This is a genomic window from Novosphingobium sp. 550D, assembly GCF_057401885.1.
On record NZ_CM171613.1, the window covers coordinates 1939772 to 1953412 of the forward strand.

General features: G+C 61.7%; 14 protein-coding genes. 5 read left to right on the forward strand and 9 right to left on the reverse strand.

Translation table 11 applies throughout. The annotated features are described in order from the left end of the window. The 7 genes from AC2S2E_RS09135 to cobA all read right to left on the reverse strand — a co-directional run bounded on the left by AC2S2E_RS09135 (nt 1) and on the right by cobA (nt 6065). Nucleotides 1–927: an NAD-dependent epimerase/dehydratase family protein gene (locus AC2S2E_RS09135; RefSeq protein WP_486522066.1), complete on the reverse strand. Its 927-nt coding sequence runs from the start codon at nt 925–927 to the stop codon at nt 1–3. Beyond that, nucleotides 927–2060 (reverse strand): glutamate 5-kinase, encoded by a 1134-nt coding sequence (proB, locus tag AC2S2E_RS09140; protein WP_486522067.1) that lies wholly within the window; start codon nt 2058–2060, stop codon nt 927–929. Before proB ends, AC2S2E_RS09135 begins: the two co-directional genes overlap by 1 nt. A gap of 63 nt (nt 2061–2123) precedes the next feature. Continuing rightward, complete coding sequence (locus tag AC2S2E_RS09145; RefSeq protein ID WP_476102796.1) at nt 2124–2912, reverse strand: phosphoadenylyl-sulfate reductase; 789 nt, start codon at nt 2910–2912, stop codon at nt 2124–2126. A gap of 4 nt (nt 2913–2916) precedes the next feature. Beyond that, nucleotides 2917–3354, reverse strand: coding sequence for a DUF934 domain-containing protein (locus AC2S2E_RS09150; protein WP_476102793.1), 438 nt, complete (start codon nt 3352–3354; stop codon nt 2917–2919). Further along, complete coding sequence (locus tag AC2S2E_RS09155) at nt 3347–5002, reverse strand: nitrite/sulfite reductase (protein WP_486522068.1); 1656 nt, start codon at nt 5000–5002, stop codon at nt 3347–3349. Before AC2S2E_RS09155 ends, AC2S2E_RS09150 begins: the two co-directional genes overlap by 8 nt. Continuing rightward, a complete protein-coding gene (locus AC2S2E_RS09160; protein ID WP_476102788.1) occupies nt 5002–5292 on the reverse strand; it encodes a DUF2849 domain-containing protein in 291 nt (96 codons plus the stop codon). Before AC2S2E_RS09160 ends, AC2S2E_RS09155 begins: the two co-directional genes overlap by 1 nt. After that, entirely contained in the window at nt 5289–6065 is a 777-nt protein-coding gene (gene cobA, locus AC2S2E_RS09165; RefSeq protein WP_476102786.1) for a uroporphyrinogen-III C-methyltransferase, read from the reverse strand. Before cobA ends, AC2S2E_RS09160 begins: the two co-directional genes overlap by 4 nt. Before the next feature lie 189 nt (nt 6066–6254). On the opposite strand from cobA, the gene AC2S2E_RS09170 reads away from it, so the two are divergent. The 5 genes from AC2S2E_RS09170 (at nt 6255) to AC2S2E_RS09190 (ending at nt 11248) form a co-directional block, all read left to right on the forward strand. Continuing rightward, entirely contained in the window at nt 6255–7343 is a 1089-nt protein-coding gene (locus tag AC2S2E_RS09170) for an ATP-binding protein (RefSeq protein WP_486522069.1), read from the forward strand. Nucleotides 7344–7525: 182 nt separating this feature from the next. Continuing rightward, nucleotides 7526–7681 carry a hypothetical protein gene (locus AC2S2E_RS09175; RefSeq protein ID WP_476102781.1) on the forward strand — a complete coding sequence of 52 codons (156 nt, stop codon included), beginning with the start codon at nt 7526–7528 and terminating at the stop codon, nt 7679–7681. 38 nt (nt 7682–7719) lie between these two features. Beyond that, on the forward strand, nt 7720–8790 hold the full coding sequence (locus AC2S2E_RS09180) for a sensor histidine kinase (RefSeq protein ID WP_486522070.1): 1071 nt from the start codon (nt 7720–7722) through the stop codon (nt 8788–8790). Then, the gene (locus AC2S2E_RS09185) at nt 8783–9205 is read left to right on the forward strand and encodes a response regulator (protein ID WP_476102777.1); all 423 of its coding nucleotides are present in this window, start codon (nt 8783–8785) and stop codon (nt 9203–9205) included. The genes AC2S2E_RS09180 and AC2S2E_RS09185 overlap by 8 nt, the downstream gene beginning before the upstream one ends. Nucleotides 9206–9223: 18 nt before the next feature. Further along, a complete protein-coding gene (locus AC2S2E_RS09190) occupies nt 9224–11248 on the forward strand; it encodes a response regulator (protein ID WP_486522071.1) in 2025 nt (674 codons plus the stop codon). A 46-nt stretch (nt 11249–11294) separates the two neighbouring features. On the opposite strand, the gene metC is transcribed toward AC2S2E_RS09190, so the two are convergent. After that, nucleotides 11295–12527, reverse strand: coding sequence for a cystathionine beta-lyase (gene metC, locus AC2S2E_RS09195; RefSeq protein WP_486522072.1), 1233 nt, complete (start codon nt 12525–12527; stop codon nt 11295–11297). Nucleotides 12528–12644: 117 nt separating this feature from the next. Next, nucleotides 12645–13508: a 3-mercaptopyruvate sulfurtransferase gene (gene sseA / locus AC2S2E_RS09200; protein ID WP_486522073.1), complete on the reverse strand. Its 864-nt coding sequence runs from the start codon at nt 13506–13508 to the stop codon at nt 12645–12647. Nucleotides 13509–13641 lie beyond the last annotated feature (133 nt).

Genomic DNA, 13641 nt, shown 5'->3' on the forward strand with positions numbered 1-13641 from the left:
CTAGAGCCAGCCCTCACGGCGATACCATTCGGCCGTACCCGTCAGGCCGCCGCGCGTTTCAATCAGCGGCCGCCAGATGTCGCGGGGCGGGGCGGCGGCCGGGCTGACCACCCAATCGGGGTGGGTCATATAGCCTACGCGATCAGGCGTCAGCTTGGCCTTTGCCCCGCGCAGCATCCCGTCAATTTTGGCCCCCAAACGCAGAAAAGCCGGCTTTAGGCCGATCACCCACGGACGTTTGCCCAACGCGGCGCCAATGGCGCGGGCCATGTCTTCATTGGCCCAACCTTCGGGTACGCCGTCATCGGGTTCGAACACGTGGCCGTTGACCGCCGGCCCGCCCGGAATCAACGCCAACAACAGCCGCGCCAGATCCTCGACATGGATCATGCTGGCGCGGCCACCGGCGGGTACAGGCACCACGCCCCATTTGGCCGCGCGGAACAATTCGAACATTTCCGCGTCACGCGGGCCATAGACGGCGGGCGGACGAATGATCGTCCAATCCAGACCACTGGCCTTGACCAGCATTTCGGCCCGCGCCTTGCTGGCCCCATAGGCCGACAGTTCGGGTTCACGCGCCGAAAGCGAGGAGACGAAGATAAAGCGCGGCACACCAGCGGCGCGCGCGGCCTCGATCATGTTCATCGTGCCCAGCACATTGGCGCGTTCGAATTCGTCCGGGTCGGTCGTGTTGACCAGTCCTGCGACATGGATCACCGCCTCGGTCCCGGCCATCAGATCGTCCAGCGCGCTGCGTGTGGACAGATCGCCCGCCACCCACGCAACATGGTCCCTTGCGGCCTGCGCGCGCCGGGCCAGCGCCTTGACAGTGATGCCGCGTGATTGGGCGACCTCGATGACCATCTGGCCCACAAAGCCCGTGCCTCCGGTCAGCGCGACCAGAGGCCGATCCTTGCGCACCATCAGACCATCACCAATTGATCGCGGTGGACCACGGCGGGGCGGGGCGCATAGCCCAGAATTTCCGCATGATCGGCCGATTGGTGCCCTTTGAGCGCGGTGCATTCGGCGGCTTCATATTCGACCAGTCCATGGGCCAGCACCGTGCCGTCGGCATCGCGGATGGCCACGGCATCGCCGCGCCCGAATTGCCCCTCAACCGCCGTGATCCCGGCGGCCAGCAGGCTGGCTCCGCCGCGCAGGGCCTTGACCGCCCCGGCATCGACCGTCAGCGAGCCCTTGAGCCGCAGTCGCCCGCCCAGCCACGCCTTGCGTGCAGGCTTGCGCGAGCGGGGCAGGAAGAGCGTGCCCACGCCCTGTTCCATGATCCGGCGCAGTGGGCTTTCCACCGTGCCATTGCCGATGACCAGCGCGATGCCCGCCATTTCGGCAATTTCTACGGCCTGAAGCTTGGAAATCATGCCGCCCGACCCCATGCCGCTGCCCGAAACGGGGCTGGCCATGGCGCGGATTTCGGGGGTGATGCCTTTGACCAGCGGGAGCAATTGTGCGCCCGGTTCGCGCGGGTGGCGGTCGTAAAGGCCGTCAATGTCCGAGAGCAGCAGCACCGCGTCGGCGCGCGCGGCCTGTGCCACGCGGGCGGCCAGGCGATCATTGTCGCCAAAACGGATTTCCTGTGTCGCCACCGAATCGTTTTCATTGATCACCGGCACCGCGCCCGCATCCAGCAGGCGGGTGAGCGTCGCCGTGGCGTTCAGATAGCGCCGCCGATCCTCCAGATCCTCCAGCGTCAGCAGCAATTGTGCCGCCGTCAGACCATGCGCGCCCAGCAGTTCGGCCCACAGGCCCGACAGCGCGATCTGGCCCACGGCGGCGGCGGCCTGCGCATCGGCAAGGCTGCCGCGCCCGCCTTTTTCCAGCCCCAGACGCCGCGCCCCCAGCGCAATCGCGCCCGAGGACACCACGATCACATCCTGCCCCCGCGCCTTGGCCGCGGCGATTTCGGTGACCAGTGCGGTCAGCCATTCGCGACGCGCCCCCGCGCCATCCACCAACAGCGATGATCCCACCTTGAGCACAAGGCGGGGCGTGAGCGCGGGATCGGCAAGGTCGGAGAGCTGGGATATGACAGACATGGCGCCAGCGGATAGGGCAAAGCGGGCGGGGGAACAAGGCCCCGCCACCCGCTATTGGTCCGGTTAAAACGCCGGTTCATACCCCGGCGGCAGATCGGAAATATTGCTGGCCGCGCCATCGACATGGATGCCGCATTCGGTCTTGTCCCAACCGCGCCAGCGGCCCGAACGCGGATCTTCACCCGGCGCAACCTTGCTGGTGCAGGGCATGCAGCCAATGGACGGATAACCCTGCGCCACCAGCGGATGGCGGGGCAAATCATGTTCGTCCATATAGGCCGACAGACGCGCCGCATCCCAATCGATCAACGGGTTGACCTTGAGCCGGCCCGCCGCATCGGTGGTGTCGAGTTCAAAGATCGGCAGGCCAGCGCGGGTGGCGGCCTGAAAACCCTTGCGCCCCGTCACCGAGGCGTCAAACCCGGCCAGCGCCTTGGCCAGCGGGATGACCTTGCGGATTTCGCAGCAGCCATCCGGGTCATAGGACCAGCGCAGACCCGCATCGTCCTTCTTGGCCAGCACCTCGGCGTCGGGCGTCAGGTTGATGACGCCCGTCAGCCCCAGATGCGCGATCAACGTGTCACGATAGGCCAGCGTTTCTGGAAAATGCTTGCCGGTTTCGAGGAAAAGCACCGGGGCGTCAGGCGCAATGCCCGACACCAGATGCAGCAGCACAGCGCTTTCCGCGCCAAAGCTGGACACCAGCGCCACGCGCCCGGCGACGCCTTCGACCAGCACCGCGCGCAGCACCTCTTGCGTGCTGGCATCGGCATAGCGGGCGTTGAGCGCGGCGACATCCTCGGCCGTGAAACGGGCCGAGGTGTCGATGCGGTCGACCGGGCGGGAGGCCATCGCCTTACAGCCCGTGCCGCAGGGCCCAGATGGGCTTGCGGCCATCGATCACCGTCGCCTGATAGACCTGGGGCCAGGTCTTGAGCGCGGTGTCGGCTTCCTTGAGGTCGAGCGGATGGTTCGGCGCAATCGCGTCGAAACCGCAGCGGTGCAGGTGGCTGAGCATATCGACGCCAATGTCGCCGCTGGCACGCAATTCGCCGGTATAGCCGGCTTCACGCAGGATGCGGGCCGAGGAGAAGCCGCGCCCGTCGGTGAAGGCCGGGAAGGTCACTTCAACCAGCGAAAGGCGATCGAGATGGGGGATCAGCGCGCGCGCGTCCTCGCCCGGCTGGATCACCACGGCGGTGGCATTGGTGTCTTCGGCAAAGGCCGAGAGAGCGACAGTGGGGGCCGAAACGGCCTCTTCACCTTCGCGGAACAGGAACTGGACGTCAGCCATAGATCGCTTCCTTGAACGGGTTCATGCCGATGCGGCGATAGGTGTCGAGGAAGCGTTCCTCGCCTTCCTTGTTGGCCAGATAGACTTGCGTTGCCTTTTCGACCGCGCCCACGATGCCGTCTTCGTCAAAGCCGGGGCCGACGATCTTGCCAAGCGAGGTGTCCGCGCCTTCGCAGCCGCCGAGCAGGAGCTGGTAATTTTCCAGACCCTTGCGGTCGACGCCCAGAATGCCGATGTGGCCCGCGTGGTGGTGGCCGCAGGCGTTGATGCAGCCGGAAATCTTGAGCTTGAGCTCACCGATTTCCTCGGCCTTGTCGGCCATGCGCTCGGCGATCTTCTGCGCCACAGGGATCGAGCGGGCATTGGCCAGTGTGCAGTAATCAAGGCCGGGGCAGGCGATGATGTCGGTGATCTTGTCGAGATTGGCCTCGGCCAGTTCCGCCGCGACCAGCTTTTCCCAGACCGTGAACAGGTCGGCCTTGCGCACATGGGGCAGGACGATGTTCTGGGTGTGGGTGACGCGCAGTTCGTCAAAGCTGTAGGTCTTGGCAAGGTCGGCCATCACGCGGATCTGTTCGCCCGTGGCGTCGCCCGGAATGCCCGCTTCCTTGGTCCCATCGGCCAGCACCTTGATCGGCTTGAGGCTGATGTTGACGATGGCATAGCCCGGCGTCTTGTGCGTGGCGGTGTTGTTGCGCACCCATGCGGCAAACGCCGGGTTCGACAGGTCGAGATCATCCGACAGGCCCGCTTCATAGGCCGGATCGGCAAAGAAGGTCTTGATGCGCTCCAATTCGGCCAGCGGCGGTTCAATCGCCAGCGTCTTGAGATGGGCGAACTCTTCCTCGACCTGACGGCGATATTCCTCAACGCCCAGTTCATGGACGAGGATCTTGATGCGCGCCTTATACTTGTTGTCGCGGCGGCCATAGCGGTTGTAAACGCGCAGGCACGCCTCGGAATAGGTGATCAATTCGTCCAGCGGCACGAAAGCCTTGACCAGCGGCGCGATAAAGGGGGTGCGGCCCATGCCGCCGCCCACGTAGAACGCAGCGCCGATTTCGCCCGCTTCGTTGCGAACGATCTGGATGCCGATGTCGTGCAGGCGCATGGCCGCGCGGTCGGTGTCGGACGCAATCACGCAGATCTTGAACTTGCGCGGCAAAGCAAGAAATTCCGGGTGGAACGACGACCACTGGCGCAGCAGTTCGGCATAGGGGCGCGGATCGATCAGTTCGTCCGCCGTGGCGCCGGCATACTGGTCGGCGCTGATGTTGCGGATGCAATTGCCCGATGTCTGGATCGCGTGCATTTCGACGCTGGCCAGATCGGCCAGGATGTCGGGCGTGTCTTCCAGCTTGATCCAGTTGTACTGGATGTTCTGGCGCGTGGTGAAGTGGCCATAGCCGCGGTCATACTTGTCCGCGATATCGCCCAGCATCTTCATCTGTGCGCCCGAGAGCGTGCCATAGGGCACCGCCACGCGCAGCATATAGGCGTGAAGCTGAAGATAGAGGCCGTTTTGCAGGCGCAGCGGGCGGAACTTTTCTTCCGACAGCGTGCCTTCGATGCGGCGGCGGGTCTGGTCGCGGAATTCGGCGACGCGGGCATCCACCATCGCCTGATCATAATGGTCGTAAAGATACATCAGAGCACCTTGGATGGGGTTGCAGTGGGGTCGAGAGACAGATCAAGGCGGACCGTCGGGCCCAACGCACGGATGCGTTCCTTGATATGCGCGGGGCGGATGCCGTCGGCACTCTGTTCCGCATCGATGACATAGGCGCCATTGACGCGGCGGGCGGCTTCTTCGGCGGCGATCACGGTGGCGGCTTCTTCGCCCACATCCACCGCATCGTTGACATGAAGCGACCATGCCGCCCCATTCCACCAGGTCACCGCCCCGGATTTCAGGTCATTGCCCGTGATAATCTTCACTTTAAAGCCTCCAGCGCCAGATCGCGCAGTTGGGATGAAGCGCGGGCTGTGACCGCGCCGATGATGATAAGGGCAGGGCTTTGCACCCTCTCACGCTCGACCAGATTGGCCAGAGCGGCCAAGGGAGAGCGCAGCACGCGCATATCGGGGCGCGTGGCATTTTCAACCACGGCCAGCGGGGTTTCCGGGGAAAGCCCGTCGGCAATCAGTTTTTCGGCAATCTGGGCCGCGGTGGCCAGACCCATATAAATGACCAGCGTGCGGCCGACCCCTGCAAGGCCCGCCCAGTTCTGATCGGTCAGGCCCTTGCACTGGCCCGAAACGAAGCTGACCACGCTGGCCGCATCGCGGTGGGTGAGGGGCAGCAGCGCGGCCGCGCCTGCGCCGACCGCCGCCGAAATGCCGGGCACGACCTCAACCGGGACGCCTGCGGCTTCACAGGCTTCTGCCTCTTCGCCGCCGCGGCCGAAAATGAACGGATCGCCGCCCTTCAAACGCAGCACGTCACCGCCCGCCAGAGCCTCGCGCACCAGCAGGGCGTTGATGTCATCCTGCGGCATCGAATGGCGGCTGCGGCGCTTGGCCACGCTGATCAGGCGGGCCGTCGAGGGCGCCATGGCCAGAATGCGCGGATCGACCAGACCGTCATGCACGATCAACCGCGCCGACATGATCAGCCGCGCCGCCCGCAAGGTCAACAGGTCGGGGTCGCCCGGACCGGCGCCGACAAGCCATACCTTGCCATAGGGGCCATGAGAGGTGGTTCGATTCATGATTGCCCCCATGATCCTGTCCGCGCAAGGTTGAAAGGCAGAATGGCTTTGGCCGGGGGTAGCGAAACTTTTGCCCCGAAAGCGAGGCGGTTTCGCTGGCTATCCCGGTGAATGCGTAGGACAATCCTTAAATGGAATTAACGCTGGTTTGTCATGCTTTGACAATAAAGACAGACTGCGGAGGCGGATTTGAAGCATCACCTGATTTTGATCGTGGATGATGACATTCTGTCGCAAGCATTGGTCAGCGGAATTATCGCCGCGGCCAAGCCCAATTCGCGCACCATCACCGCCAACTGCGGTCGGGAAGCGTTGACCATTTGCCGTGAACAGCCGGTCGATTGCGTGCTGGTCGATTATGAAATGCCCGACATGGACGGGCTGACGCTGGTGCGGCATTTGCGGGAACAATATCCGTTCCTGCCCATCATCCTATGCACCGGGGCGGGGGACGAATTGCTGGCCGCCGAAACGTTGAAAAGCGGGGCGACCGATTATTTCCCGAAAAACCGTATGTCGCCCGTGGCGTTGCGCCGGGCGATCAATACGGCGATTGAATTGAACGGGCGGTTGAAAACCATCAACGATCAACGCGTAGAAATCGAAGCTTTTGGCTTTGCGCTGGCTCATGATTTCAAACAGCCGGTGCGACAGATCATAACCTTTTCCGACATGATCGGTCAGGAAACGCGGCGCAATAAGAGCGAGCGCCTGCCCCAGATGCTGAAATTCATGAATGATGCGGCGCGGCGCCTCGACTCGCTGGTCGATGTGATGGTGCAATATACGTTGTTGCAGCAGGCGCCCGAATTGAAGGTCTGCGTCTTCTCCGAAATCCTTAAGGAAACGATTGCGTCTTTGCAGGAATTTATCACCACAAAGAATGCAAAAGTGAATTTCCGGGGTGACGCTCTCGTGGTGGTTAACGCCTCCTTTCTTTCACAGGTTCTGCAAAATCTGATCACGAATGGGATCAAGTATAATAAGAGCGAAGAGCCGACGGTCGATATTGTCGTGACACAGAATGGCGATACCGCCATGGCCAAGATCACCGACAATGGCATCGGTATAGAAAAGCAATATCTGGAACACGTGTTCAAGCCGCTGACTCGTTTGCACAATCGCACCGAATATGAAGGATCGGGCCTTGGCCTGACGCTGGCGCGCAAGGCGGTGGCGGCGATGGATGGCGAAATCCGCTGCGAATCCACCCCCGGCGTGGGCAGTACCTTTACCGTCACGTTAAAGTCGGCCTCGGCCCAGGACGAGGCGGCCTGAGACGGTTTGAATAGAACCGGAACGGAGCATTACTGGTACGACTTGGGTTAATCCACGGTTTGACGCCAATACTTATCGGCCATTAATATAAAGTCCATCGCATAGGAACAAAGTGACCGCCATGAAGGAGGTTATTTGCGCCGATTGGTAAAAATAAAAAACTACAGAGGGGCGAACTGGGGATGAAGGCGTTCAAAAGTTCTTTTTGCGATGGCGTGGTGATTGAATTCTTTCCTGTTGCCGGATTGGCGGCGAAAATAGACGGTTCTGGCGCGAGCGTGATGGTGGGCCATGATTGGCTCCCCGCTTCTGATCATGCGGAGGCGTTTATACTATGATTGGAGAACCTACGGCCGTGGACTTTCAGGCGTCAGATATGGATAGCGCCTTTCGTGCGCTGTTTGCCTCGTCGCCTTGCGGCCTGATCCTGCTGAATGACAAGGGCCGGATTGTCGAAGTGAATGAGCGGCTGGAAAAAATTTTTGATTACAGTGCAAAAGAGTTGATCGGTCAGCCCATAGAGATCCTGTTGCCGCACCGTGATCGTGCCCATCATGTGGCGCTGCGCGATGGCTTTATCAAAGAGCCTGAGGTTCGCCCAATGGGGCTGGGGCGTGATCTGGCCGGTCGGCGGCGTGATGGGATGGAAGTCCCGGTGGAAATCGCGCTGACCTATGTCGACACGCCGCAAGGTCGGCTGACCTGTGCGTTGGTCATTGACATCACCACCCGCAAGCGCGCTGAACTGCGCCTGCGTGAGGCCAATATTCAGCTTGAGGAATTCACCCATGTCGCCTCGCATGATTTGCGCAGTCCTCTGCGCGGCATCGCCAATCTGATCGAATTTATCGAGGAAGATTATGGCGAACTCGCCCCGCCGGAGGTGCGTCGAAATCTGGGCCGGATGGCCGACCGCGTGGCGGCGATGGAAAGGTTGATCGACGACCTTTTGACCTATGCCCGCGCGGGGCGCCGCACGATCAAGACAGAGCCGATCGACCTGAATGCGATTGTGCAGGAAGTGATCGACATGGAGGCCACCGGCGAAGGTGTGCATATCGAGGTTGATGTCGATTGCGAAAGTTTTGACGGCGTGCGTGTGCCGATCACAACGGTGCTGCGCAATCTGGTGTCCAATGCGATCAAACATCACGATAAGGATGAAAAGAATATCCAGATCCGTTGTCGCGCCGAAGGCAATATGTGCGTGATCGATGTACGCGATGACGGTCCGGGCATTGCCGAGGTGGCGCAGAAGCGGGCCTTTCGCCTGTTCCAGACCGTGTCGAGCGCCGGGCGCGGCAATTCCGGCTTGGGCCTGGCCGTGGCGAAAAGGCTGGTTGAAGCCCACGGAGGCAATATCGAACTGATGAGTGATGATGGACGGCGCGGCTGTCATTTCCGCATCTATTGGCCGCGCTTTGCCCGGAGTGACCTTGATGACTGAGATCGTCAATATTCTCGTGGTGGATGATGATGACGTGACGGCCGAAACGGTGCGGCGTTCATTGCGCAAGATTGGCGGCCAGTTTCAGGTGGTTGAGGCCGCCGATGGGCAGGAAGGGCTGGACATCCTGCGCGGGAAATCGCCCAAGAAACTGGACCGGCCCTATATCACTTTGCTCGACCTCAACATGCCCCGGATGAACGGGTTTGAATTTCTGGAATTGGTGCGGTCCGACCCAAGTTTGGCAAGCTCGGTCATATTTGTGCTCTCGACATCGGATTCCGATGCCGACCGGACCCGTGCGTATAAAGATCAAGTGGCGGGCTACATGATCAAATCGGCCATTGGTCCGCAAATGGTGCGCCTGACCACGTTGTTGCATGATTATGCGCAGTCCGTCCGGCTGCCGCTCTGACGGAGATGGTGATCGGTCATGACCGAAATTACCCCGCAATCCATCCTTCTGGTCGATGATGACGATGTTGATCGCGAAGTGTTCATTCGCGCGCTCGACCGGATGGGCATGTTTTCCACCATTGCCGAAGCGAACAGCCTGAGCGCGGCGCGGCAGCAATTGCGCAAGCATCAGTTCGACTGCGTGCTGCTCGACTATCATCTGGGCGGTGAATTGGGGACGGACCTCATCCCCGATGTCCATGCGCACAGGGAAGAGCCGTGCCCGGTCATTCTGGTCACTTTGCGCGATGCCGAAGAGGTGTTGGCCGATTCTATGCGGCGCGGCGTGTCGGACTATGTCGCCAAATCCAGCGTCAGCCCGGACCGCCTGCGCGAAGTCATCACCAGCGCGATCCGGCGGGCCGAACTGGAACATGCCACGCGGTTGGCCGATCAACGGTTGCGGCTGGCGACAGAGGCGCTGCGGGACGAACATGAGCGTTCGCTGCAACGCGCGCTGGACGAGGCGCAATCGGCCAATCGTGCCAAAAGCATGTTTGTGGCCAATATGAGCCATGAAATCCGCACGCCGCTCAACGCCATTATCGGGCTGGGCTATCTTCTGGAGCGGACAAAGCTGGACCCGCAGCAGTCCGACCTGTTGGGCAAAATCAAGGCGGCCAGCCGCGCTCTGCTGGGTATCGTCAATGATGTGCTGGACATTTCCAAGATCGAGGCGAACCAGATCGATCTGAATATCGCAACCTTCAGTTTGGATGAGGTCCTGCGCAGCATCGAAGGGCTGGCGCTGGTACAGATCGGCACGCGAAAGCTGAAATTTGCGCTCAAGCGGTCCACGAACCTGCCCGATTTGCTGGTGGGCGATGGTGGGCGCCTGCATCAGATCCTGCTGAACCTTGTCACCAATGCCATCAAATTCACCGAAAGCGGACAGGTGGCCCTGACGGTCAGCAAGATGCACGGCAATGACGAGATGGCGCATCTGCGCTTTCAGGTGGACGACACCGGCATCGGCATTGATCCGCAACAGATTGTTCGCCTGTTCCACCCCTTTGAACAGGGCGACACATCGACCACGCGGCGCTTTGGCGGCACCGGATTGGGGCTGGCGATTTCGCGCGATCTGGCGGTGTTGATGGGCGGCAACATCGATGCGGCCAGCGAGCAGGGCAAGGGCAGCCGGTTCTGGGTCGATCTGCCGTTCGAATTGGGCAAGGGCGATTTGGTCCAATATGCCGATGTGGGCGATGAGGTTGGCGCGCCTCGTTTGCGCGGGGTGCGTGTGCTGATTGTCGATGACAGCGAAATTAATCTGGAAGTCGCGCGCCATGTTCTTGAGCTTGAAAGTGCAATCGTTACCACGGCGGAAAATGGCGCCCGCGCGGTGGAAAAGGTGATTGCCGAAAGGGGCGGCTTTGACGTTATCCTGATGGATATTCAAATGCCGGTCATGGATGGGTATGAGGCATTCCGACAGATTGAATGGACGCTTGGCACGTCACGCCCGGCGGTGATTGCGCTGACCGCCGGGGCGGCGCCTTGCGATGATCGCGATGCGACGCTGGGGCGGATGGATGGGATGATCACCAAACCCTTTGACGCAAAGACGTTGATCGAGGCGATCCGTCAGAAGGTGGTGGTGGGGCTGGTCGAACCCGAAGTGGCCAAACCGGCGGACGGGCCGGGCCAATCGGCCAATGAATGGCCGGTGATCGACGGCGTTGATGTTGAAGATGCCCGCGAAAGGCTGGCAGGCAACAAGACCCTGTTTCTCAACTCGATGCAGCGGTTTCTGGACGAAAATGACTCGATCGCCTCGCTGGACGAGCCCAACACGGCGATGTTGAAGCGGTTGCATCGGATGAAGGGCAATGCCGGTCTTTTGGGCATGCAGCGCGTGCGGTTGATGGCGCAAAAGGCCGAGGCCGCGCTGGCGCGTAACGATGGGGCGTCGGGCAAATCGCTGCTGCTTGAACTGGACGCGGAACTAAAGGCGGTCGCGGCCAGCCTTCATGCCTATCGCCTGCAACAGAATGGATAGGCGTTCGGGGGGCAAGGTTGAGATGGCCTTGCCCCCGAACCCTAGTTCAGGCGCTGGCCCAGACCGCCAAAGCCTGTTCCAGATCGGCGATCAGATCGCGCGGATCCTCCAACCCGATGGACAGGCGCACACCGAATTTATCCTCGACATCCATGCCCGACAGCGGCCATGCGCTGGCCGTGCGGACGCGCGCCGGGTCGAGCGGGGTGGCAAGGCTTTCAAACCCGCCCCATGAATAGCCAATGCCAAAAAGCGAGAGCGCATCGATCAACGCGTCCCGCGCCGCGCCCGATCCCCCGCGCAGGACAAAGCTGAACAGGCCGCAGCCGCCGGTGAAATCCCGCTTCCACAGATCATGCCCCGGCGCGCCGGGCAACATCGGGCAAAGCACTTTGGCCACTTCGCTGCGCTGTTCCAACCATTGCGCGATGGTCAGCGCGCTGGCCGTTTCGCGCTCCAGCCGGATCGACAGTGTGCGCAAGCCCCGCAGGACCAGCGCGGCATCATCGGGGCTGACCACGGTGCCCAATTGCTGGGCATGGCGGCGCAGGCGGTCGTACCATTCCGGGCCGGCGCTGGCGCTGCCCATCATGACGTCGCTGTGCCCGCCCGCATGTTTGGTCAACGCCATCAGCGTGATGTCGACGCCATGGGGCAGGGGGGCAAAGCCAAGCGGGCTGGCCCATGTGTTGTCGATGATGCTGGTGATGCCCCGGTCGCGGCAAATGGCGGCAATGGCGGGCACATCCTGAACGTCGATGGTCAAACTGCCGGGGCATTCCAGCAGGACGGCGGCGGTGCGATCACAGATTGCCGCCTCGAAACCGGCCAGATCAGTGGGGTCGAACCAGCGGGTTTCAACGCCAATGGTTTTGAGGATGCCATTGCCCAGCGTGCGGCTGGGTTCATAGGCATTATCGGTCATCAACAGCACATCGCCCGGCTTCAGTACTGCCAGCAGCACGCCCGCAATGGCGGCCAGACCGCTGGGATACAACACAGTCCCCGCCGCGCCCGGCTCGATCTGGGTCAGCGCTTCGGCCAGCGCCCATTGCGTCGGCGCGCCACGACGCCCGTAATAGAAACGCCCGTCCTCATTATACGCATGGCCCGCGCGCAACGCCGCCATATCGGGATAAAGATGCGTCGATGCGCGCCACACGGCGGGCGTGACCACGGCGGAGGGGTGATTTTCGATGCCTGTCCATTCCGGACGGCGGCCTGCCAGCGTCAGGTTGGTGTCGCTATGCAGGGTGGATGTGTCGATATTCTTGGCCATGGGCGCTGCTTTGGCGCGTTTTGGCCGATCCGCAAAGGGTGTTTGTGGGAATAAGTATAGGTCTATTCCCGAATTTTTCCGCGACCAAGAGCATCAAGCCCCGGTCGCGGTAAAAATTCAAACCTTGGCCGTATGGTTCTGTGCCGGGCCGGTTTCCTTGGGCAGGGCGGGGTCTGCGCCCCATTCGGCCCAGCTGCCGTCATACAGCGCCACGTCATCCTTGCCGATCAGGTGGAGGGCAAAGATCAGCACGCAGGCGGTCATCCCGCTGCCGCAAGAGGCGATGATCGGGCGTGACAGGTCGACGCCCGCATCCTCAAACGCGGCGCGGATGCCCTTGGCGTCCTTGAACGTGCCGTCGGCCTTGTACATCTGGGTATAGGGTACGTTGAACGCGCCGGGAATGTGCCCCGCGGCCATGCCGGGGCGCGGTTCGGGGGCGTTGCCCTGAAAACGGGCGGCCCCGCGTGCGTCCACAACCTGTTCGGCCCGCGATGCGATATTGGCCAGAATCGCCACCTTGTCGCGCAGCTTTTCGGCCGATTGCCATGCGGTATAGTGGCGATGGCGCAATTGGCGGTCGCCTTCTTCGACCTTGCGCGCTTCGGCATGCCATTTGGCCAGACCGCCATCGAGGATGGCGACATTTTGTGCCCCAAACAATTTCAGCATGAACCAGCCGCGCGCGGCCGAATGGATGGCCGAATCATCGTAAAGCACGATGCGGCTGCCATCACCAAGGCCAAGCGTCTGCATCCGGCTGGCGAAACGCTCCGGGCTGGGCAAGGTATTTTCCACCGATGCCCCCGGATCGACCAGATCGGCCAGATCCATGAACACGGCGCCGGGGATATGCCCGGTTTCGTAATCGTCCCTCGCGTTGCGACCCGCGTCGGGCAGGTGGCTGCTGGCGTCGACGATACGCAAATCGCATGCCGCCATATCATCAGCCAGCCATTGTGTTGTCACCAGGCTGTCCATTCGCCCGCGCTCCTCCTTCGCTGCGAAAGCGAAAAGGGTAAGCCTGAAATGTGATCTAGGCAAACAGTTTTGTCGCGAAATTCGCTGGGATGAAGTCCGTACTGGCCTAAAGTATTATATTGCAAGTGCGAAG